Origin of the sequence: Nocardia arthritidis, from assembly GCF_011801145.1 — a bacterium.
Classification (GTDB): domain Bacteria; phylum Actinomycetota; class Actinomycetes; order Mycobacteriales; family Mycobacteriaceae; genus Nocardia; species Nocardia arthritidis_A.
The window spans coordinates 4,407,056-4,429,214 of the sequence record NZ_CP046172.1; the positions used below are offsets into that span (position 1 = coordinate 4,407,056).

Annotated in this window: 20 protein-coding genes; 14 read left to right on the plus strand and 6 right to left on the minus strand. The window is 67.4% G+C overall.

Annotated features, from left to right (window positions below; genetic code table 11):
* The first annotated feature begins 76 nt into the window (after positions 1-76).
* The 3 genes from F5544_RS19860 to F5544_RS19870 all read left to right on the plus strand — a co-directional run bounded on the left by F5544_RS19860 (position 77) and on the right by F5544_RS19870 (position 3,899).
* Positions 77-1,063 carry a DUF4436 family protein gene (locus F5544_RS19860; RefSeq protein ID WP_238847345.1) on the plus strand — a complete coding sequence of 329 codons (987 nt, stop codon included), beginning with the start codon at positions 77-79 and terminating at the stop codon, positions 1,061-1,063.
* Between the two features lie 587 nt (positions 1,064-1,650).
* A complete protein-coding gene (locus tag F5544_RS19865) occupies positions 1,651-3,213 on the plus strand; it encodes a mannitol dehydrogenase family protein (RefSeq protein ID WP_167474567.1) in 1,563 nt (520 codons plus the stop codon).
* Positions 3,210-3,899, plus strand: a complete 690-nt coding sequence (locus F5544_RS19870; protein WP_167474568.1) for an HAD family hydrolase — start codon at positions 3,210-3,212, stop codon at positions 3,897-3,899. The genes F5544_RS19865 and F5544_RS19870 overlap by 4 nt, the downstream gene beginning before the upstream one ends.
* A 12-nt stretch (positions 3,900-3,911) precedes the next feature.
* Here the strand turns inward: F5544_RS19870 and F5544_RS19875 are convergent, their stop codons facing one another.
* Both F5544_RS19875 and F5544_RS19880 read right to left on the minus strand, forming a co-directional pair.
* On the minus strand, positions 3,912-4,331 hold the full coding sequence (locus F5544_RS19875) for a MarR family winged helix-turn-helix transcriptional regulator (protein WP_167474569.1): 420 nt from the start codon (positions 4,329-4,331) through the stop codon (positions 3,912-3,914).
* Entirely contained in the window at positions 4,321-5,697 is a 1,377-nt protein-coding gene (locus tag F5544_RS19880) for an MFS transporter (protein ID WP_167474570.1), read from the minus strand. Before F5544_RS19880 ends, F5544_RS19875 begins: the two co-directional genes overlap by 11 nt.
* Positions 5,698-5,863: 166 nt before the next feature.
* Between F5544_RS19880 and F5544_RS19885 the strand changes: the two genes are divergently transcribed.
* The 5 genes from F5544_RS19885 to F5544_RS19905 all read left to right on the plus strand — a co-directional run bounded on the left by F5544_RS19885 (position 5,864) and on the right by F5544_RS19905 (position 9,471).
* Positions 5,864-6,205: a hemophore-related protein gene (locus F5544_RS19885; RefSeq protein ID WP_167474571.1), complete on the plus strand. Its 342-nt coding sequence runs from the start codon at positions 5,864-5,866 to the stop codon at positions 6,203-6,205.
* A gap of 28 nt (positions 6,206-6,233) precedes the next feature.
* The gene (locus F5544_RS19890; RefSeq protein WP_167474572.1) at positions 6,234-6,917 is read left to right on the plus strand and encodes a response regulator transcription factor; all 684 of its coding nucleotides are present in this window, start codon (positions 6,234-6,236) and stop codon (positions 6,915-6,917) included.
* 54 nt (positions 6,918-6,971) lie between these two features.
* Positions 6,972-8,489, plus strand: coding sequence for a sensor histidine kinase (locus F5544_RS19895; RefSeq protein WP_238847346.1), 1,518 nt, complete (start codon positions 6,972-6,974; stop codon positions 8,487-8,489).
* Positions 8,490-8,582: 93 nt separating this feature from the next.
* A complete protein-coding gene (locus F5544_RS19900) occupies positions 8,583-9,032 on the plus strand; it encodes an SRPBCC family protein (RefSeq protein ID WP_167474573.1) in 450 nt (149 codons plus the stop codon).
* Positions 9,025-9,471 (plus strand): MarR family winged helix-turn-helix transcriptional regulator, encoded by a 447-nt coding sequence (locus F5544_RS19905; RefSeq protein ID WP_167474574.1) that lies wholly within the window; start codon positions 9,025-9,027, stop codon positions 9,469-9,471. The genes F5544_RS19900 and F5544_RS19905 overlap by 8 nt, the downstream gene beginning before the upstream one ends.
* 7 nt (positions 9,472-9,478) lie before the next feature.
* Here the strand turns inward: F5544_RS19905 and F5544_RS19910 are convergent, their stop codons facing one another.
* On the minus strand, positions 9,479-10,969 hold the full coding sequence (locus tag F5544_RS19910; protein WP_167474575.1) for a hypothetical protein: 1,491 nt from the start codon (positions 10,967-10,969) through the stop codon (positions 9,479-9,481).
* Positions 10,970-11,119: 150 nt separating this feature from the next.
* Here F5544_RS19910 and F5544_RS19915 point away from each other — a divergent pair, with 150 nt between their 5' ends.
* Positions 11,120-12,277 carry a cytochrome P450 gene (locus F5544_RS19915; RefSeq protein ID WP_167474576.1) on the plus strand — a complete coding sequence of 386 codons (1,158 nt, stop codon included), beginning with the start codon at positions 11,120-11,122 and terminating at the stop codon, positions 12,275-12,277.
* A 32-nt stretch (positions 12,278-12,309) separates the two neighbouring features.
* On the opposite strand, the gene F5544_RS19920 is transcribed toward F5544_RS19915, so the two are convergent.
* Positions 12,310-12,981 (minus strand): response regulator, encoded by a 672-nt coding sequence (locus F5544_RS19920; RefSeq protein WP_167474577.1) that lies wholly within the window; start codon positions 12,979-12,981, stop codon positions 12,310-12,312.
* Positions 12,963-14,690, minus strand: a complete 1,728-nt coding sequence (locus tag F5544_RS19925) for a sensor histidine kinase (RefSeq protein ID WP_167474578.1) — start codon at positions 14,688-14,690, stop codon at positions 12,963-12,965. The genes F5544_RS19920 and F5544_RS19925 overlap by 19 nt, the downstream gene beginning before the upstream one ends.
* A 148-nt stretch (positions 14,691-14,838) precedes the next feature.
* Here F5544_RS19925 and F5544_RS19930 point away from each other — a divergent pair, with 148 nt between their 5' ends.
* From F5544_RS19930 to F5544_RS19945, 4 genes are all read left to right on the plus strand, one after another.
* Entirely contained in the window at positions 14,839-15,645 is an 807-nt protein-coding gene (locus F5544_RS19930) for an ABC transporter ATP-binding protein (protein ID WP_167474579.1), read from the plus strand.
* Entirely contained in the window at positions 15,635-16,507 is an 873-nt protein-coding gene (locus F5544_RS19935) for an ABC transporter permease (RefSeq protein ID WP_203217609.1), read from the plus strand. Before F5544_RS19930 ends, F5544_RS19935 begins: the two co-directional genes overlap by 11 nt.
* Before the next feature lie 3 nt (positions 16,508-16,510).
* Positions 16,511-17,560, plus strand: a complete 1,050-nt coding sequence (locus F5544_RS19940; RefSeq protein WP_167474581.1) for an ABC transporter substrate-binding protein — start codon at positions 16,511-16,513, stop codon at positions 17,558-17,560.
* Between the two features lie 151 nt (positions 17,561-17,711).
* Positions 17,712-18,632, plus strand: coding sequence for an alpha/beta fold hydrolase (locus F5544_RS19945; protein WP_167474582.1), 921 nt, complete (start codon positions 17,712-17,714; stop codon positions 18,630-18,632).
* Positions 18,633-18,693: 61 nt separating this feature from the next.
* Here F5544_RS19945 and F5544_RS19950 read toward each other — a convergent pair whose 3' ends face one another.
* Positions 18,694-20,322, minus strand: coding sequence for a phospholipase C (locus F5544_RS19950; protein ID WP_167474583.1), 1,629 nt, complete (start codon positions 20,320-20,322; stop codon positions 18,694-18,696).
* A 227-nt stretch (positions 20,323-20,549) separates the two neighbouring features.
* Between F5544_RS19950 and F5544_RS19955 the strand changes: the two genes are divergently transcribed.
* Entirely contained in the window at positions 20,550-22,136 is a 1,587-nt protein-coding gene (locus F5544_RS19955; RefSeq protein WP_167474584.1) for a purple acid phosphatase family protein, read from the plus strand.
* Positions 22,137-22,159 lie beyond the last annotated feature (23 nt).

Genomic DNA, 22,159 nt, shown 5'->3' on the forward strand with positions numbered 1-22,159 from the left:
CCGACGTTACGGCAAGCGAATCACCGGTTATCGCGGGGTGATCGGAACATGATGACCGGTCGATACCGTTCGGTTCGTGCAGGAGAATACGAAGCGGCGCGGCCCGCTGTGGTTCGCGATCGCGGTGACGGCGCTGGTCGCGATATTCGCGGCGAGCCTGGCCATGTACGAGGGCGGCCGGTCCCGCGCCGACACCGTGTACCGGGTCGGAAATACCGGCGAGCCGAATCGCGTCGATATCGACGTCTGGGTCGGCAAACTCGATCCGGCGATTCAGACCGCGACCGTGGAGGTGCTGGCGCAACCGCGCGGCGCGCTGGCCGACAGGTCGGGCTTCTTCGCGGCCGACAGCGTGCTCTACACCTCGGGACTCAAGGCCGACCCGATCAAAATCAAAGCGGGCGAACCGATTTCGGCCCTCGAACTCAAGGTGGCGGTGGCCGGAACCTTCACCGACTATCCGTTCGACAGCTATCGGACCACGCTGGCCTTCGACGTACTGCAGGGCGACAGGCACCTGCCGCTGACCGCCAGCGTGTCCAGCGGCGACACCTTCTTCACCCTCGAGGAGGCCCCGGCCGCCGATGGCGTCGATCTCGCGGTGCACGCGAAAAGGTCTTCTCCCGCGGTGTTCTTCGCGCTCTTCATCATGGTGCTGATGCTCGGTCTGGCCGTGGCCGCGGCGACGGCGAGCTTCTATGTGCTGCGCTGGCAGCGCGGTCTGATGTGGCCCGCCTGCTCGATGATGTGTGCCCTGCTGTTCGCGCTGGTCCCGCTGCGCAACGCGGTACCTGGCGGGCCGCCGATCGGCTCGATCATCGATTTCACCTCTTTCTTCATCGCCGAGGGCGTCATCTCGGTCGCCCTGGTCGCGTCCGTGCTGATCGGGTACCGGGTCGAGATCACGAAGGAACGTGCGCAGCTGCGGGAAGAGGCCCAGGGCGTGCAGTCGTTGGTGCGGGAGCCCGAGCTGCTCGGGACCGCCGCGGGACACCCGCGGTCGATCTTCGAACAGGGCATGCCCGGCGCGCCGACCGCTCCCTGGGAGCGGCGCGAGCGTTGACGAGATCCGTCGGCCCCGGCGAATCGGTCATTTCCGGCCGACGCGCGCCGGGCCGGACGGGGTGCCGAGAACGGGTACGGGGTCCGGTTTGCCGAGCGAACCGGACTCCTGGACCGGACTGCATAGTTTTACCCGGTAGTAACTCTTTACGCTTTTCGGTGGTCGATCAGCTTACTACCGGCGAGTAGCCATTGACCTGGACATCTGTCCATCAGACCTCGCAATTCGGGCGAGATGGGCTACTTTTCAGCTAATTCGACGTTATTCAAAAACCTCCGGAACCGGACAAATTTCCAGATAGTTACCGTGGCGAACGTCACGATGGCAATTTTCCAACCTGCCCGGAGGGGTACCAAACCGGCCGTTTTGTTCGCGATGACGTGGCGTTTTATGAAACGTTTACGATTCCGCCGCGGACCGGCCGAGATGCCGAATTCGACGGTCATTGTGACGCTGCACGTCGAACAATTAACCGACCTGCCTTACCGTCTGGAACGCACCCGATTCAACGCTGATTCGGCCTGTGATCGTTTGACGAACTCGGCACTGGTGAGTTCGTTTTCTACCGGAACGGACGGAGGCCGCACATGCGTGTGCCGCTGCAAACCGCGCTCGCCAAGAAAATAAGATCCGACGCCGCACGAGCGGCGGGAATTTCGGCGGATCGAGTAATTCCCCGGCTCTCCGCGGAAAATCTCGCCCGACTCCCGGAAACTGTTGTCCGGCCCGGATTCGCTCCCGAGAGCACCGGAATTCTGCACCTGGGTTGCGGTGCCTTCCACCGCGCCCACCAGGCGTTGCTCACCCAGCACGCCATGACGGCGGCGAACGATCCGCGCTGGGGTATCGCCGCGGTCGCGATGTCGCGACCGACGGTGGTGGACGCCCTGCGCGCGCAGGACAACCTGTACACCACGCTGCTGCACGATGACGACGACGCACAGGTGGAGGTGGTCGGCTCGATCACCGAAACCGTGCACGCCCCCACCGACCGGATCGGCGTACCCGCCCGGATGGCCGATCCGCGCATCAAGATCGTGACGCTGACCGTGACCGCCACCGGCTACTGCCTGTCCCCGGTCACCGGCCGCCTCGATATCGCCTGCGAGGCCGTGCATCACGACATCCGTTGCCCCGCAACGCCGATCACCCCGGTCGGCATGCTGGTGCGCGGCTTCGAGCTGATCCGGGCGCGCGGCGGAACGCCGCCGGTGGTGATCAGCTGCGACAACCTGTGCGAGAACGGCAGGAAGCTGCGCGCGGCGGTGGTCGAATTGGCCGGGCTGCGCGACGAGGCGCTGGCCGGCTGGATCGCCCGCAACGTGCAGTTCCCGAACAGCGTGGTCGACCGGATCGTGCAGCCGAGCACCCCCGCCGATCTGGCGGTGGCGCGCAACTGGCTCGGCGGTATCGAGGATCTCGCGCCCGTTTCCGCCGAACCCTTCATGACCTGGACCATCGAGAACTTCGACGGGGAGCGCCCGCTCTGGGAGGCCGCGGGCGCGCACTTCGTCGACGATGTCACCGACTACGAGCTGGCCAAACTGCGGCTGCTCAACGCATCGCACATGCTGCTCGCCTATGTCGGCGGCCTGGCCGGGTACCGGACCATCGCCGAGGCCAGCAACGATGACACCCTCGCCGCGCTGGCCCGCCAGTTCATGCTGCGCGAGCAGGGCCCGACGCTGGCGCTGGCGCCCGCCGAGCTGGACCGCACCGTCGACGGGCTGATCCGCCGCTTCCGCAATCCGGCGATCTGCCACGATATGACCAGGGTCGGCCGCAACGGCTCGGACAAGATGGTGCCGAGGGTGGTGAGCGCGATGTGCGAGAACATCGCCGCGGGCCGCCCGACCCCGGCCGCGACGCTGCTCATCGCGGCCTGGATCCAGTCGTTCGCCGACCGGCCCGGCGCCGTGCTCGAGGTGATCGACCAGCACGCCGAGAGCCTGAAAGCGGCGGCGGCGGAACCGGATCCGCAGCGCCGGGCCGGGAAGTTCCTGCGCCGCACCGATATATTCGGGACGTGGCCGGACCCGGACCGGGTGCGGCGCGAGGTCGGCGCCGCGCTCGCCGAATTCGGTCGCGACGGCGTCGACGCGACCGTGCGGCGCAGGCTCACAACGGAATTCGAAAGGAGTGTGGCATGACCGACGTGCGACCGGTGCGCGCCGTCGTCTTCGATATGGACGGCCTGCTCATCGATTCGGAGATCCTGGCGATGGAATCGCTGGTGAGCGCGGGCGCCGAACTCGGCTACGAGATGCCGACCGAGTTCTGCCGCAGCATGATCGGCGTGCCCGCCGACCGCTGCCGCCAACTCGCCGTCGAGTCGTACGGCGCCGATTTCCCGCTCGAAGCGTATTTCGACCTGCACGAGGTGCATCTGCGCGAATTGGTCGACGGCGGACGGCTGACCACCAAGGCGGGCGCCATCGAACTGTTGGACGAGCTGGAGCGCCAAGGGATTCCGAAGGGCATCGCCACCTCCTCGTCCCGGGTGCGGGCCGACCACCATCTCGAATTGGTCGGGCTGGCCGGACGTTTCGACGTCGTGGTCACCAGGCAGGACGTCACCAACGGCAAACCGCATCCGGAGCCGTATCTCACCGCGCTGTCCGCACTCGGCGGCGAGGTGGAAACCGCACTGGCACTGGAGGATTCGACCAACGGTTTGCGCGCCGCGCATGCGGCCGGACTGCGCTGCCTGCTGATTCCGGACCTGGTGCGCCCGACGCCGGAGTCGCTGGCCAAGGCGCACCGGGTGCTGCCGGATCTGTATCGCGCCATCGACTACATCGCCACCGCGAATCAGGTCACCGCCGGAATCCGTTGAGCCGGTAGCGAATCAGCGCTCGATCTTGCGCAGCAGATCGCGCAGCGCGGACAAATCGCCGGGTGCGAGCGCCGCCAGCGCGGGCGGCGCCGGATCCGGCGTGGCGTACGCGTCGGTCAGCGCCGCGCGTCCCCGCTCGGTGATGGTGACCAGTTTGCAGCGCCGGTTCTCCGGGCTGATCTCGCGCACCACCAGCCCCCGGTCCACCAGGTCGTTGACGACGACGGTGGTCGCCGGTTTGTCCATCATCGCCGCATCGGCGAGCTGGGACATGGTCAGCGGGCCCGAGCGCAGCCGCTTGAGCACGCGAACCCGGCTGAACTGCAAGCCCGTTCGCTCGGATATCGCGCGCTTCCATTGGTCGCGGGTATCCATCACGAGGTGGGTGAGCATGGCCCAGACCTCGTCGGAGGTGGGGGCGTCAGTGGACATCCTGGAGCACTTTCTGATCGAGCATCGGGGCGACCGCCGCCTGTGATCGGCGCGCCCATGCGGTATTCGCGACGATCCCGAGTATGGCGATGCCCGCGGCGCCCGGCGCGATCACCCACCACACACCGGTCGTGCCGAGTACGCCGCACAGCGCGACGCCGATGCTGACGCCCACCTGGCGGCTGGTGGATGCCACCGCGGCGGCCGCGCCCGCGCGGTCCAGCGGCATTCCGCTGACGGCCGCGGTGGTGATCGGCGCGTTGACCGAACCGAAGCCGATGCCGAATATCGCGAAGACGATGATCAACATCCAGATCGGCGTATCCGGGGTCAGCTGGGTCAGCGCGAGCGCGGCGACCGCCATGGCGATACCCGATACCAGCAGCGACGGCTTGGTGCCGAGCCGTCCGACGAGCCGACCGGACAGCGGCGAGGCCACCAGCGTCGCCGCGGCCATCGCGACATACAGCAGTCCGGTATGCACCGCCGAATATCCGCGCACCGTCTGCAGATACAGCGAACCGGTGAACAGGAACGCGCCTAAGCCCGCGAAGGCGAATACCGCGACGACGGTGGCCGAGGCGAACGGGACGCTGCGGAAGAAGCGCAGATCGATGAACGGATCCTTGCGCCTGCGCTCGTACCAGATGAACGCGGCGATGGCGGCGGCCGCGGCGGCGAACATCGCGGGCATCCGCTCGATCAGCCCGTAGACCAGCGTGAACATGAAGGCGATGGCCAGCAGCTGGCCGACCGGATCGATATCGCGCACCCGGTTCGACTTCGATTCCGGCACATAGACGGTGGTGAGCAGCACGGCGACGGCGCAGATCGGCAGGTTGATCCAGAACACCGACTGCCAGCCGAACAGATCGATCAGCCCGCCGCCGACGATCGGCCCGAGCGCCATCGAGATGCCGACCACCGCACCCCAAATGCCAACGGCGCGAGCGCGTTCCATCTTGCCGGTGAATACCGTTGTGATGATCGACATGGCCACCGGGTTGAGCATCGAGCCGCCGATGGCCTGCACGAAGCGCGCGGCGATCAGGATGTCGATATTCGGTGCGAGGCTGCACAGCAGCGAGCCGAGCGCGAAGGTCACCAGCCCGATCCGGAACAGCCGCCGCCTGCCGAATCGGTCGGCGGTGGCGCCGGCCAACATGAGCAGGCTGGCCAGGGTGAGGGTGTAGATGTCGATGATCCATTGCAGCCGGGGCAGCGGCGCGTGCAGCTGGTCGCGGATGGCGGGTATGGCGACGTTCACGATGGTCGCGTCCATGGAGGCGATCAGCAGGCTCAGACAGCAGGTGGCCAGGATGATCGCCTTGCGGCGCTGCGACAACCCCTCAACAGTTGTGTTCACACAATGATTGTGTAGTCACAACTGTTCCGAGCGCAAGGGCGCCGGTTCTTCAGCCGACCCTCAGAAAATCGGGGTGCGATCCGTAATAGCGTGGAGGAGTGGTCATCGCGAGATCCGATGGCTGAGGTGAAATACGTTGGGTAAGTGAGTGATTCGAGGAGAAGTCATGAATCGTCGGAAACGCGTCGGCGGCGCGCTGCTAGCCGCTGGAGTGCTCGGCGTGACGCTGGTCACCGGATTCGGCGCGGGGGCCGCGGCCGCCGATCCCGTCCAGTGCAATCCGCAAGCCCGCGCCCAGGCGCTGGCCCAGAGCAGGTCCAATGTGTCGGCGTATCTGGCCGGACACCCCGATGTGGCCGCGGAGGTGGCGAAGATCAAGGGTCTGCCCAAGGATCAACGCAAGCAGGAGCGTCACGAATACTTCCGCAGCCACCCGGCGGTGGCCAACGATATGAAGGCGGCGCTCCAGCCGATCCGGGACTACCGGCAGGCGTGCCATCCGAAGTGATCCGGCCCGCCCGCCCGAAGGAGGCGAGATGTGCGCGCGGGTGCTGGTGGTCGAGGACGGTGCGGCCATCCGGGCGGCGGTCGCGGCGGCGTTGCGCGACGCGGGCCACGAGGTGCTGGCCCGCCCCGACGGGCAGCGGCTCGAACACGATCTGACCGACTTCCGGCCGGATCTGGTCGTCCTCGACATCATGCTGCCCGGCCGCGACGGCTTCCAACTGCTGGAGGTGATCCGCCGCCGCAGCGCCGCCGGTGTGCTGATGCTGACCGCGCGCGACGCCGTTCCGGACCGATTGCGCGGATTATCCAGCGGTGCGGACGATTACGTGCTGAAGCCGTTCGTGCTCGCCGAACTCATCGCCCGGGTGGACGCGGTGGGGCGCAGGCTGGGCCGCATCGCGGCCACCGTACAAGTCGGCGATCTGGTGGTGGACCCGGACGCCGGCCTGGTGACCCGCGCCGGAACGCCGATCACCTTGACCCCCACCGAATTCGCCGTGCTGCGCCACCTCGCCGAACAGCGCGACCGCATCGTCACCAAAACCCAGATCCTCACGGCCGTATGGGGTTACGAGAACTACGACGACAATCTGGTCGAGGTCTACATCAGCGCGCTGCGCCGCAAGCTGGAGGCGCACGGCGACCGGTTGATCCACACGGTGCGCGGGCGCGGATTCGTCATGCGCGCCGATGCCGCCGAGCCGCCGGAGTGAGCCGGAGGACGTGATGACGCGCACCGGGGGCGCGCCGGTCGATAGCATCGGACGATGGTCGACGCCGATGGCCGCCCAGCCCCACCGCCAGCGCCTGTTCCGGGCGTCGCTGACGCCGGTTCGGATTCCGCGGCCGCGCCGAATGCCGCCGATCGCCGTTCCGCTCACTCGTCAGTTCCGGATGCCCCCGGCCTGGCGGCGCATGCGTCCGTGGTTGTGCCGGGTGCCGATGGTGCGCAGATGATCCGGCGGCCCGCGAGCCTGTCGACGGTATCGCTGCGGCGGCGGGTCACCGCGATCTCGGTGGTGCTGGTGGCGATCGCGCTCGCGGCGCTGGTCGTATTGGCGAACGCGCTGTTCGGGCTGGTCGCCGACCGGGGAATGAACGCGATCCTCACCGACCGGATGCGCGAGGCGCGGGAGCTGTCGGCGCGCGGTGTTCCGGCGCAGCAGTTGGTGTTCGAACTGGACCAGCGGTCGGTGCGCGCCCGGCTGGTGCTGCCCGACGGGCAGGTGCTCGGCAGCCTGACCGAGAAGCGAATCGCGCACGGCCAGACGATGACTCGCACCATCGAGCTGACCGGCCCGGCCATCGGCAGGGCGCGGCTGACGCTCGGCGTCGACACCGGGATACTCGCGGGCGCGCGGGCCCGGCTGTGGTGGCTGGTCGCGCTGTCCGGCACCGCCGCGCTGGTGGCGACGGCGCTGGCGCTGAGTATCGGCGTCGGCCGCGCGCTCGCGCCGCTGGACACCATGACCCGGCTGGCCCGCGAGATCGCGCACGGCCGCAGGGGAATTCGGCTCGCGCCGACCCGCGCCGACACCGAATTGGGCCGCACCGCAGCGGCTTTCGATGAAATGCTGGACGAGCTGGAGGGTGCGGAGGCGCGCGCCATCGCCGCCGAGGAGCGCACCCGCACCTTCGTCGCCGACGCCGCGCACGAATTGCGCACGCCCATCACGGGAATAGCCGCGGTGGCCGAGGCGGTGCTGCGCGAATCGCCGGACGCCGATCCCGAGGAGCGGGAGCGGCTGCATCTGCTGCTGGTGCGCGAGGCGCATCGGGCCGGACGGCTCGTCGACGATCTGCTGGATCTGGCCAGGATCGATGCGGGTGCGCTGGAACTGCACCGGGAGCCGGTGGAATTGCGCGCGCTGGCGCAGACCCAGGTGGACCGCGTCGCGGTCCAGCATCCGGAGCTGACGGTGGCCGTCGACGGCGATGAGGTGACCGTCGGCGCGGATCCGGCGCGGATCAGCCAGATCCTGGCCAATCTGCTCGACAATGCCTGTCGCGCAACGCCTTCCGGTGGCCGCGTCACGGTGTCGATCGGCCGTCGCGCCGATATCGCCGAGGTGCTGATCACCGATACCGGCGTCGGCGTCCCGGATGCCGAGCGGGAACGCATCTTCGATCGACTGGTCCGGCTCGACCGCGATCGCGGCCGAGCCACGGGTGGTTCCGGCCTCGGGCTGCCCATCGCGCGCGGTTACGCCCGCGCGCATGGTGGCGAATTGGCCTGTCTGCCAGCCGATTCGGGTGCGGAGTTCCTGCTGACGCTGCCGGTGTAGGCGAGCGCGTCAAGGGGGTTTGCAACCACACCGTTGACTTGTTGTTGCGACAACAGTTACTGTTGTCGCAACAACAACTAAGGAGTTGCCCAGATGTACGTCATCGCCGAAGAATCCATCATCACCGGGGATATCGCGCAGATCTGGCAGGCCGCCACCGACGTCGAGAACTGGCCGTCCTGGGATCCGCACGAGCAGGCGGCCCGCATCGACGGCCCGTTCGAGCCGGGCACCCAGGGATGGGTGAAGCCCAAGGGTGCGCCCGCCGGGCCGTTCATGCTGGTGGCGGTCGAACCGGAGCGCTCGTGGACCAGCGAGGCGGCCATCCCGTTCGGCAAGATCCGCGGCCACTACACCTACGACCCGCTCGGCGACGGTACTGTCCGAGTCGCCAAGCGCATGGAGGTGCACGGACCGTTCGTCCCGATCTTCCGGCTCATCTGGGAGCGGGGGATCCGCACCGATATGCGCCTGACCATGGCCGCGCTGGAAAAGGAGGCGCGGCGCCTGACCATCGCGAAGGAGGACGCCGACCGTGGCTGAACCGCGCGGCCCGCTGATGAGTCCCGGATTCTGGCTGCATCACGCCGCACTGGAGTGGCGGGCGACGGTCGAGCGGAACCTGCGCCCGCTCGGGCTCACCCTCACCCAGTTCAACCTGCTCGCCTCCACCGGCTGGCTGTCCCGCCACGGCGAACTGCCGACTCAGCAACAGGTCGTCGATATGGCCGGGGCCGATCGGATGATGGGCTCACGGGTGATCCGGGCGCTGGCCGAAAGCGGCTTCGTCGAACGGCATATCGACCCCGACGACGCCCGCGCGCTGCGCCTCGCGGTCACGCCGAAGGGCCGCGAGGTGGCCGGGCGCGCTATCCGCATCGTCAACGACACCGACGAGCAGATCTTCGGCCCCGATGCCGATTCGCTCCGCGCCCAGCTGCAAACCATTGCGGCGCAACGGCTTCCGCACCTGACGGACTGAATCTCCGTTACGAGGACGCGCCGAACTTGTCGGCCCGCGCGATGGCGAGCGAGCGCCAGAGCTGGCTCTCCATCGAATCGAAGACGACATCGACGAGATGCGTCGCCAGTTCCTGTGTCGCCCTGCTGAGCCGGGCGGGCGGGCGATGCGGTCCGGCCGGGCTGGTCGGCGGATCGTGTCTGCCGGACAGGTAGTCCAGTTGTTTGCCGGTGTCGTGTTCGATCGCCCGCGCCAGCCGGGAGGTCTGGCGGAAGAATTCCTCCCCGGTCGATTCCAGCGCCGTCATCAGCCACCAGCGCACCGCCGGATCATCATGTCGCAGTGCCAATTTGGCGAATTCGATCATATGCTCCCGGTGCACGTCCATATCCGGATCGAGGAAGATGAACCGCAGGGCCTGCGATGCGGAGAAACCGAGCAGATCGTCGAGTTCCAGTGTGTCCCAATCGGTGAGGAACAGGTCGCTGTGCGCGGACAGGCGGGCGGCCCAGTCGTTGATCGCGCGGCGCGCCGGATCGGCCGCCTCCGGATAGGGCATGGCGTATTTGTTGAGATCCCGGTAACCGAATATGTCCATCAGCCACATCGGGATGAAGCGCCGGAGCCGGGCCGAGGGCCGGATGCCGTCGTCCGCGCGCAGCCACGCGTAGAACGGGTGCGCGGCGGCGCGGGCCTTGCGCATCTCGAGGTGCTGTGCGACGAGCGCGTCCCGGTTGTCGATCGGAATCACCTGCAGCGGCGGGGCATTCCAGTTCGCGAGGGCTCGGGGGCGCGGCGCGGGCCGCGTCGGCGTGGTGTCGGTATCGATATACCGCTCGGCGTAGTCGAGGAAGGCGTCGAAGATCCGATCGAAGATATCGGCCATCCTGGCGCACACCGCCGCGGTCCGGGCGCGGCGATCCGGGTCGAGGATATGGTCCTCGAATACACCCTCGACATTGCCGACGTGCCCGGTCTCCAGATCGAGGTGATAGGTGCCGAAGTAGCGGTAGTCGAGGCCGGTGTGCCGGGCCAGCTCCGCGGCGACCCGGGCGGTGTTGTCCAGGAAGACATGTCCGGCGGCCTCGCCCGCCTCGGAGTGCCCGAACCGGACCAGCGCGTCATCGTCGTCCTCGACCGCCAGCGAGACGAATTCGATTCCGCTGCGCCGGAATACCTCCTGCTCCGGCGAGAGGAACAGCCACCAGAGCGTATCGCTGGTCCGCCAGTTCAGCCGCCGGTCCAATTCGAGTTTGTCCCAGTCCTCCAGGAACATGCGTGAGTGCTTCTCGTCCTCCCAGGTGCCGAGATCGATGACCCATTCGAACTCGTTGCGCGGCTTGGGAAATCGGAGCACCCATCGGTTCATGTCGCGGAACTGCATGATGAAGAAGGCGCCCATCGGAGCGAACCGCAGCCGCTGCTGCGGCGGGAGCGGACTCGACTGTAGCCAGTGGAAGAATGGGTGCCGGGTGAACTGTTCTTGGCGCGTATCCCGCAGCGCCATGATTTCTTTCATGATCGTGCCTGCTTTTACACGGAAATGTTCGTGGTAGGCCGCACGGCAGTGTGGGCCGAAACGGCCCGACTTCACATTGACACTCGCTGTGGTGCAGGTCAATATGAATTGTTCCGGCGAAATCCCCAGCGCGGCAAAGGGGAAGATCTCATGGAGCTGTGGGGACTGTTCGATCCCGCGATCCGCGCCGATCCTTACCGTCACTACCGGAAGCTGCGCGACCAGGGGCCGAGCCTGCACGACAAGGGTGCGCACCTATTCCTGAGTCATGCCGACTGTGCGAGGCTGCTGCGCGACCCCGAGTTCGGCCACGGCCGGGGCGGCGCGGCGACCATACGATCGTTCCTGTTCCTGAATCCGCCGGAGCACACCCGATTACGGCGTCTGGTGTCCGCGGCGTTCACCGCGCGCACGGTCGAGGGTCTGCGTCCGCGGATCGAGCGCATCGTCGGCGATTTGCTCGACACCGTTGTCGATGCCGGGGATTCGGACCTGGTCGCCGAGTTCGCCCGCCCGATTCCGGTCACGGTCATCTGCGAATTGCTCGGGATACCGGCCGAGGACCGGTCGCGGTTTCCGGGGTGGTCGCACGATCTGGCCTTGGCATTCGATCCGGACCTCGACACCCATCAGCCACCGGAGGTGCTGGCCCGGCGTGACCTCGCGCACAGCTTGTTCGCCGAGTATTTTCTGGCGCTGCGCGCGGAGCGATTGCGCCATCCGGGCCGGGATCTGGTGAGCCGCCTGGTCGCCGAGGACGGTGGTGTGGCCGGTGACGCCCTCGCACCGGACGAATTCGTCGCCACCTGTGAGCTGTTGCTGCTGGCCGGGCACGAGACGACCGTCAACCTCATCGGCAACGCGATCGCCGAACTGATCCGGCAGCCGGATCTGTACGCGGCCGGGCGCAATAGCCCCGAGCTGGTCGGCGCGCTCGTGGAGGAGACGCTGCGGATGCATCCGTCGGTCCAGTTCGTGCCCCGCCTGGCGCTGGCGCCGACCACCTTCGCCGGGCACGAGATCGCCGGGGGCGACCTGGCCATCGCGTTGGTGGCGGCGGCCAATCGCGATCCGGACGTCTACCCCGACCCGGATGCATTTCGCCTGAATCGGCCCGGGGCGCACCATCTTTCGTTCGGCGCGGGACCGCATTTCTGCCTCGGCGCGCCGCTGGCCCGGCTGGAGGCCACGATCGCGTTGACGATGCTGCTGGCCCGCGGTCGCTTGGAGGCGACGGGCAGCATCGCCTACACGGACAACAACGTGCTGCACGGTCCCGCCAAGCTGCCCGCGCGGATCCGGCCTTGATACGTCTCGGATCCCTTGATACACCTCGGATTTCAGCGCCGCCGAGCCGGTGAATACTCCTGCTCCGGGCGTCCGGTGGTGCCGTAGCGCAACCGCATACTCACCGTGCCCGCGGCGACCAGCGCCGCGAGGTACCGCTGCGCGGTGGCCCGCGAGATGCCGATCGCCACCGCGACCTCACCCGCCGAGAGCGGCGCCTCGGAATCCATGATCGTATGCAGCACAAGGTCTTTCGTCGGCGAGGTGGCCGAGTTGCCCGTTGTCGGCAGCGCGGCCGGGCGCAATGCCTGCAGCGCCGATTCCACCCGTCCGTTGTCCACCTGCGGGGTGGCCAGGATGCGCCGGTAGCGGGCGTAGCCGGCGAGCCGGGCCGCGAGCATGGTGTGCGGGAACGGTTTCACCAGGAAGGCGAGCGCGCCGGCGGCGATCGCGGCGCGCACCGTCGCGCTTTCCGTCGCCGCCGTCAAAACCATGCTTTCGCAGGATAATTCGCGCACCAGATCGATTCCGGAACCATCCGGCAGATAGACATCGACCAGCGCCAGGTCGATATGTTTCGCCGCGACGATATCGCGGGCGGCACGCACCGTGTTCGCGGTGCCCCCGATGGTGAAACCGGCGATGGATTCGACGATTCCGGCGTGCAGATTCGCCACGCGGAAGTCGTCGTCCACCACCATTACGGTCAGATCTGTTGCGGCCATGGCATCTCGCTGTCTACAAGGACTCCGGGTAGTCGGGCAATGAATTCGGCGCCGGTGAGCGGCGGGTTGGCGCCGCGCGGCGCGGCGAGCCGGACATCGCCGCCGTGCGCGCGGGCGATCTGGCGGATGAGCGCGAGGCCGACGCCGCGGCCGCCGGGTACGCCGGCGCCGACCCACCCCGTCGGCGCCGCCTGCCCGTCAGCCGGGTCGGTCCGGGTGGAGACACCCTCGGTGAACAGCGTGTCGACCACCTCGGGCGCCACCCCGTCGCCGCTGTCCGCCACCACGATGTGCAGCGTCGAATCCTCTTGCAGCAGTTCCACATCCACCTGCTTCACCGGGTTGTCGGAGATGCGCGCCGCCTCGATGGCGTTGTCGAGCAGATTGCCGAGCACGGTGGTGACGTCGACCGGGTCGGCGACGCTGCCCGCCACCCAGGTGTTCGCGCCGAGCGTCAGCTGCACCCCGCTCTCGCGCGAGTGCGCCGCCTTGGCGGCGAGGAAGGCCTGCAGATAGGTGTCGTGGATGGCATCGATACCGGGTGTCGCCGCGCCCAGCGGGCCCGCGCCGACCAATTCGTCGACGACATGGGCGGCCTCCTCGGTGCGCCCGCCGTGCAGCAGCCCGCTGAGCAGGTGCAGTTTGTTGGAGAATTCGTGGCGCTGGGCGCGCAGCACGGTGCTCATCGTCTGCACCGCGTCGAGCTGTCTGGTGAGCGCCTCGACATCGGTGCGGTCGCGCACGGTGAGCACTGCGCCGAGGTCGCGACCGTCCCGGCTGACCGGGCGGGCGGCCACCACGACGATATGCGAGCCGACGGTGGCCGGGGTCGGCTGGGAGTCGAGCGCCCGGAACACCTCCAGAACCCGTGGCGTGAGCCCGATCTCGTCGACCGGCTGGCCGAGTTCGGCGTCGATGCCGAGCAGCCTGCGCGCCTCGTCGTTGACGAAGGTGGTGCGCCAGCGCGAATCGACGGCGAGCACCCCGCGCCCGATGCCGTGCAGCACCGCGGCCTGGCCGCGCACCAGTTCGGCGAGTTCGTTGGGTTCCAGGCCGAGGGTGAGCCCGCGCCAGCGGCGGGCGAGCAGTGCCGAGCCGATGATGCCGAACACCAACGCGACGGCCACCAGCAGAGCGGCGGTGCGCAGGTCGTCGAGCAGCTGGCCGCGCAGCGCCTCGGTGGAGATGCCGACGCTCACCGCGCCGACCACCCGATCCGTATCGGGTTCCAGCACGGGCACCTTCGCGCGCACCGAATTGCCGAGGGTGCCGCGCTCGGTGGTGATCTCCTCGCCGCCGCCGAGCGGGACCGACGGATCGGTGCTGACCCGTTCGGTGAGCCGGTCCAGATCGGGGTGGGCCAGCCGCATCCCGGCGTCGTCGGTGATGACGACGAACAGCGCGCCGGTGCGCCGGGTGGCCTCGACGGCTATCTGTTCCAGCGGGCCCGCCGCCAGCTGGCGCCGCAGCTCGGGTTCGGGCAGCGCGGAGCCCGGCGCGTACCGGGCGACCTCGGCGCGCACCTGCGGATCGGCGGCGACGGTGCGGGCGATGGCGAGCGCGCGCTGACCGTACGCGTCACCGAGACGCCGGTCACTGACATAGCCGAAGACCGCGAACGCGACGCCGAGAGTCAGCGTCACGATCACGATCTGCAATATCAGCACCTGGGTGCGCAACCGGAAGGCCGGTGATCCCGCTCTGGCCATTCCCGCAGCTTAATGCACCAATCGGCCGATGAGCACAATGTGCGAAAGTGGCGAATTGTGCGGTTTGCGCACCTTGTGAGCAAAACAGCGGCCATGTGAGCCAAGCCACGTAACTTCCCGTTTACCAATCTGTAGGAGTTACAACAGCATGACCGTTCCACTCATCGAGCTGCGCGGCGCGACGAAGCGATTTCCCGGCTCGAACGGCGGCATTCACACGGCCGTCAAGAATCTCGATCTCCAAGTTGCCCCAGGCGAATTCGTCGCCGTCGTCGGACCGACCGGATGCGGCAAATCGACGACGCTATCCCTCGTCTCCGGGCTCGAACCGGCCTCCGCGGGCCGAGCCATGGTGCACGGCAAGGACGTTCACGGAATCCCCGATGGCGTCGGCTATATGTTCCAGCAGGACGCGGTGCTGCCGTGGAAGAGCGTGCTCGACAATGTCGCGCTCGGCCCCCGGCTGCGCGGCGCGCCGAAATCCGAAGCGCGCGAACGGGCGAAGGCCTGGGTGGTGAAGGTGGGCCTCGCGGGCTTCGAGAACTATTACCCGCATCAGCTCTCCGGCGGTATGCGCAAGCGGGTCGCGCTGGCGCAGACGCTGGTCAACGAGCCCGAAATCATTTTGATGGACGAGCCTTTCAGCGCGCTCGACGTGCAGACCCGTCAGCTGATGCAGGACGAACTGCTGCGGGTGTGGTCCGGTACCGGCGCGGCCGTCATCTTCGTCACCCACGATCTGGAGGAGGCCATCGTGCTGGCCGACCGGGTGATCGTGATGACCGCGAGTCCGGCCACCATCTGCGGGAATTTCCCTGTCGCGCTTGATCGTCCGCGCAATGTGGAGGAGGTGCGGCTCACCGGGGAGTTCCGCGACATCTATTCCGAGATCTGGCGGACGCTGCGCGATCAGGTCGAGGCGGCCCGAGCTCAGGGGGCCTCCCGTGTCGCATGATGTGCTGCCCGCCGTCGTCCCGGTCAACGAGCCGGATCACGAAATTCTGGCCCGCGTACGAAATAACGTACGGCGCAAGCGGATTCGAACCTGGGGTCTGCGGATCGCGCTGATCGCGCTGTGGCTGGGCTCATGGGAGCTCACCGCGACGCTGTGGATCGACCCGTTCTTCTATTCCAAGCCCTCGCTGATCTGGCAGCGCCTGGTCGAATGGTTCACCGACGGAACGCAATTCGGCTCCATCTGGCTGCAGATCCTGACCACCGTCCAGGAGGCCGTGCTCGGTTTCGTCATCGGGACGGTCGCCGGTGTCGTGCTCGGCACGCTGCTCGGCCGCAGCCGGTACTGGGCCGAGGTGCTCGCGCCGTTCATCAAGGCGCTCAACGCCGTTCCGCGCATCGTGCTCGCCTCGCTGTTCATCATCTGGTTCGGCCTGGGCCTACAGTCCAAGGTGGCGACGGTGGTGGTGCTGGTGTTCTTCGCGGTGTTCTTCAACGCGTTCACCGGCGCCCGCGAGGTGGACGGCAATGTCATCAACAATGCGCGCATCCTCGGCGCGAGCAGGCGGCAGGTGCTCGGCGCCATCGTGCTGCCCAGTGCGACCACCTGGATCCTGTCCAGCCTGCACACCGCGTTCGGCTTCGCGCTGATCGGCGCGGTGGTCGGCGAATACGCGGGCGCCGGTAAGGGTTTGGGCCTGCTGATCAGCAATGCGCAGGGCACCTTCGATTCGGCGGGCATCTACGCGGGCATGATCATCATCACGGTGATCGCGCTGATCGCCGAGTGGGCGATCGGCGTCGCCGAGGCGCGACTGCTGAAATGGCGTCCGTCGCAGGCGCAGTCGGGCCACGGGATCTGAGATATGAGGTACACCAAGCACTTCGCGATCGCACTGGTGGCCGTCGCCGCGCTGCTGCTGGCCACCGGATGCCGTGACTCACGGACCATTCCGATGGCGGGCGGGCGGCCGCAGATCACCATCATGGTCGGCGGGCTGGAGAAGGTGATCTATCTGCCCGCCATGCTCACCGAAAAACTCGGCTTCTTCGAGCAGAACGATATCGACGTGAAGCTGATGGGCGAACAGTCCGGCGCCACCGCCGAAACCACGCTGCTGACCGGTGACGTGCAGGGCGTGATCGGCTTCTACGACCACACCATCGACCTACAGGCCAAGGATCAGTGCATCAAATCGGTGGTGCAGTTCTCCGATGTGCCCGGCGAGGTCGAGCTGGTCTCGAAAGCCGATGCGGCGCAGATAAAGTCGGTGCGGGATCTGCGCGGCAAGAACCTGGGCGTCACCTCGCTCGGATCGTCCACCGACTTCCTGACCCAGGCGCTCACCGGCCAGGAGGGTATGTCCACCGCGGACTACAACCGGGTGAAAGTCGGTGCGGGACAGACGTTCATCGCCGGTATGAACCACAACGGCATCGACGCGGGCATGACCACCGACCCGACCGTCGCGCAGATGGTGAAATCCGGTGACGCGAGCATCCTGGTCGATATGCGCAACGAGGCGGGCACCAGGGCCGCGCTCGGCGGGCTGTACCCGGCGACCTCGCTGTATATGCGGTGCGAGACCGTCGAATCGCATCCGGATATCGTGCAGAAGGTGGTCACCTCGTTCGTGCAGACGCTGCGGTGGATCAAACGGCATTCCCCGGAGGAGATCGCCGCCAAGATGCCGCCGCAGTACGCGAATGCGGGCAAGGATCTGTACGTGCGGTCCGTGCGCGATTCCATCGGCATGTTCAACGGTGACGGACTGATGAAAGCCGAAGGCGCCCAGAATGTTCTGACGATCCTCGGCAAGTATTCGCGCAACGTCGCCCCGGTGAAGGATCGCATCAGGCTGGCCGACACCTACACGACGCGGTTCGTGGAGGAGGCGCTGCGCACGAACCAGTAGTGCCGCGGCGGCCGGGCGGACAGCAGCCGCCCGGCCACCGGCCCCGCCGGGTGAACACGAGCCGAAGCGCAGGTCACGGACCGAATGCAGGTGTCGGACAGATCGACATCGCCGCCGCCCGCGGTTCGCGGGGATCGACTACGGTCGAGATATGGACAGCGGTGTTGGACGGTTGAGCGGTTCGGCTCGTCGGCGCGCACAGCTGTGGGTGCCGGGGGCCGAGGCCGCGCCCGCACAGCTGCCGCCGTGGCGCCGGATCGATCTCGCCGATGGTCAGCGGGTGGTCGCGCGCGTCGCCGAGGGGGAGACGCCGATACTGCTGCTGCACGGTTGGGCGATCACCGCCGACGTGAACTTCTGTCACGTGATGCAGCCGCTCGCCGACGAGTACGGCATCGTCGCGATGGATATGCGCGGGCACGGCCGCGGTCTGCCACTGAAGCGCGGCACGCGATTCGATATCGCGCAGTGCGCCGACGACGCCGCCGCGGTACTCGACGCGCTCGGCGTCGAGAAGGTGGTGGTGTGCGGGTATTCGCTCGGCGGCCCGGTCGGGCTGGAATTCGCGCTGCGCCATCGTGATCGGGTGGCCGGACTGGTATTCCAGGCCACCGCAATGGCTTTCGACAGCACCGCGGACAAATTCGGCCGGATGCTGTTCCGTGCGTTGCGGCCGCTGGCCGATCACAATCGGCGCGGGTTCGGCCGCTCTGCTCCGGTGGCCTACTTCCGGCACGTGCGTTCGCGCGGTTCGCAGAACGCCGCGTGGTGGCCGTGGCTGCGCAGCGAACTCGTGCTCTGCCATCCGCGGGTGATCGTCGACGTGATACTCGCCGAATACGACTTCGACTTCCGCCCGCATGCGCAAGATCTTGCCGGACTGCCGGTTTCGTCGGTGATCACCGCCAGGGACGGCGCGGTGCCGCCACACGATCAGCGCGAGCTCGCCGCGCTGTTGAACGCCAAGGTATTCGAGCTGGACTCGGCGCACGACGTATTCCTGACCGACCCGTCCGCCTACACCGCGGCTACTTTCGCGGCCATCGAATACGTACGCTCACACGGCGATTGAGCATTTTCAAGGAAAAGCCCCGGCTCCGAATCGGTTTCGGAGCCGGGGCTTTACATATGCGCTACTGCTGCGGCGCACCCGTCTTCGGGTCGAGCAGCAGGGTGGGCTGGGTCTTCCCGGAGAAGTCGAACATCGCGTCCAGCGCGCCCGCCTTCTCGTCGTAGGAATCGTCGCCGATCCGGCCGGTCTTCCAGTTGTCCTCGATGAAGCGCAGGACCGACGCCTGATCGGTCAGCGTGTGGTCGACGAAGTTCGACTTGGCGTACGGCGAGATCACCAGCAGCGGCAGCCGCTGGCTGTAACCGCAACGACCCTGGTACTTGGCGGGCTTGGCCTTCACGTCACCGCATACGCCCGGGCCGCTGTAGCCGTCCTGCTCCGAGGCCGAGTTCATCGCCAGCTGCGGGGCCTTGTGGTCGTACCAGCCGTCGGAGTCGTCGTAGGCGATGACGACCGCGGTGTCCTTCCAGTCCGGCAGCTTCTGCAGGTGGTTGATGGATTCGACGAGGAAGCGCTGCTCGTCCAGCGGATCGGAGTACGCGGCGTGGCCGTCCTGGTAGCCGGGGGCCTTGAGGTAGCTCACCGCGGGCAGGTGGCCCGCATCGGCGGCCGCCCAGAAATCGGACAGGTCGTACTGGTGGTTGGCCTGATCGTTCTGGCCGATCTTGTCCACCGAGCTCGGCGGCAGGTGGTGCGGGTTCGCGGTGGACTCGAAGTACTGGAAGGGCTCGTGGTGCGGGATGTAATCGCCCTTGGTGTCGAACGGCTTGTCACCCGACTTGCCCGTGCCGCCGAGTTCGACGCCGACATTGTGGGTGGCGCCGCAGACGGCCTTGCCGTTCTTGTTGTCGGTGGGCTTGAAGCCGCCCTGGAAGAAGCCCCAGGTGACGTTCTTCTTGTTCAGCAGGTCACCGATATTGGTGCCGGTCAGCTGCACAGTGTCGCGGCTCGAGCAGTCGTCGCCGTACGGCTGCGGGTCGCCGACCACGGTGCCCTGGCCGTTGCCCGCGTTGTCCAGCACGGTGTCGGCGGGGAAGGGCTGGCCCGACGGCGGCACCGACTTGACCACCCCGTGGGTCTGGCCCGCGACCAGGTTCAGCGCGCCGACCGTCGACGGGCCGAAGGTGGTGGCCCACGAGTTGTCGCTCATCGAGTAGTGCTGCGCGTAGTTCCACAGCGCGGTCACCGAATTGCCGTCGTAGTAGTCCATCACCAGGCCCTGCGGGCCGTACAGCGGCGCCTTGCAGTCCTTGCCCTCGGAGACCCCGGTGTGCTCGACGAACTGGTCCATCTTGCCGCCGTTGAGGGCGAGCTGCTCGTCCTTGTACTCGTGGTCCTGGTCGCAGGTGATCTGCTGGTTCGGGCCGCCGAGCCGGACGGGCTGGAACTTGTTGGGGTTGTGCGTCAACAGATCCGGGGTGAGCCCGTCGATCTTCGGCGTATCCGGTTTCGCGGTGAACTTGGTGCCGTCGGTGTTGGCCGCGTTCGGGTAGGTGCCGAAGTAGTGATCGAAGGACACGTTCTCCTGGAAGATCACCACCAGATGCTTGATCGGCGTCGCGGTTTCGGGTCCCGACGCCTGGTCGGAACTGCTCGAACACGACGTCGCGGTGAGCGCGAGCAGAGCCGCGGACGCGACGGCGAGCCGGGTCCGGCGGGCAGAGTTCCTGCTGCCCCGGATGGTTGACATGTGACCTCCTGGTCCTAGTAACGCACGTCCGCGACGCCGACCCTGCACCGAGCCGCGCGGACGCCCGTAATCATGCGCCGGTCCAAATGAACGGATGTTGAACCTCCGGAAAATACCGCCACCATGATTGTTCGCGTCGGATCGCGGTACTGCCGGTGCCGTCGGATCCGGCCCGGCGTTCACGAACAGTTCGCCCGCCGTTCGCGACCTCGCGATAGGACATCCGAGTGGATGAGAACGAACAGTCGCCGGGCAACGCGGCCGAGCCGCGCAGATTCAATCGCCGGACGCTGTTCGGCGCGGCGGGAGCGGCCGCGGTGGTGGGCGGCGCGGCCGGAATCGGCGGCGGCGCGGTCCTTTTCGGTAAAACGAGCGGACCCGACCTGTGGCGGCGGCCGGATCGGGCCGGTGCGCCGCGGGTGGGCGGGCTGCATCTGCAGTTCGGCTCCGACGCGGCCACCGAGGCGGTGGTGTCCTGGCACACCAGTGTGCCCGTCGACAATCCGCGGGTGCTGCTCGGTTCGCCGAACGGTGGTTTCGGACAGGTCTTCCAGGCGCGGACGGTGACCTACCGGGACGGCAAGTCGCAGCGGGAGGTTCGGGTGAACCACGCTCGAATCACCGGGCTCGCACCGGATACCGACTACGTCTACGCGGCGGTGCACGACGGCACGACGCCGGAACTGGGCACTCTGCGTACCGCGCCGCGCGGCCGGGCGGCGTTCCGCTTCACCAGCTTCGGCGATCAGGCGACCCCGACGCTCACCAAACAGGTCAACGGGACGTTCACCAACGACAACCGCGGCACCCCGGCCGCGGGCGATATCACCGCAGGCATCGAACAATTCGCGCCGCTGTTCAATCTCATCAACGGCGACCTCTGCTACGCGGACCTGGCCACCGACCGGGTCCGCACCTGGTCGGACTGGTTCGACAGCAATTCCCGCTCCGCACGCTACCGGCCGTGGATGCCCGCGCCGGGCAATCACGAGAACGAACTGGGTAACGGGCCGATCGGATTCGGCGCGTACCAGGCCTATTTCGCGCTGCCCGACTCCGGATCCGATCCGGAGACCCGCGGCCTGTGGTACTCGTTCACCGCGGGCGCGGTGCGGGTGATCAGCCTGGCCAACGACGATATCTGCCTGCAGGACGGCGGCAACTCCTACGTGCACGGCTATTCCGGCGGCGCCCAGAAACGTTGGCTGGAGGCGGAATTGGCGAAGGCACGGGCGGATCGCGGCATCGACTGGGTGGTGGTGTGCATGCACCAGACCGCGTTCTCCACCTCGCGCACCGGTAACGGCGCCGACCTCGGCATCCGGCAGGAGTGGCTGCCGCTGTTCGACAAATACGGGGTCGACCTGGTGGTCTGCGGGCACGAGCACCACTACGAGCGCGCGCATGCCGTGCGCGGCGTGCTCGGCACCGAAACCCTCACGCCCGCACCGGTTTCCTCGTCCGACGAGATCGACACCTCGAAGGGTACGGTGCACCTGGTGATCGGCGGCGGCGGTACCTCGACGCCGTCGAATCAGACGCTCTACGACACGCCGCGGGCGCGGGTGCTGATGAGCGTCGGCGCCTACGATCCGGCGATCCGCCGCAAGGCGCAGAACTACGTCGAGGAGGATGCGCCGTGGTCGGCGTTCCGCGACCGGGTGAACCCTTACGGCTTCGTTGTTTTCGATGTCGATCCGGGGCAGCGCGGGGGAAGGACCACCATGAAGGCGACCTATTACGCGCTGACCGGGCCCGCCGACGATCCGACTCCCGTCGACCGGTTCACCCTCACCCGTCCGCGCACCGACTGACCGCCGAATTCGGTTGCCGAAGT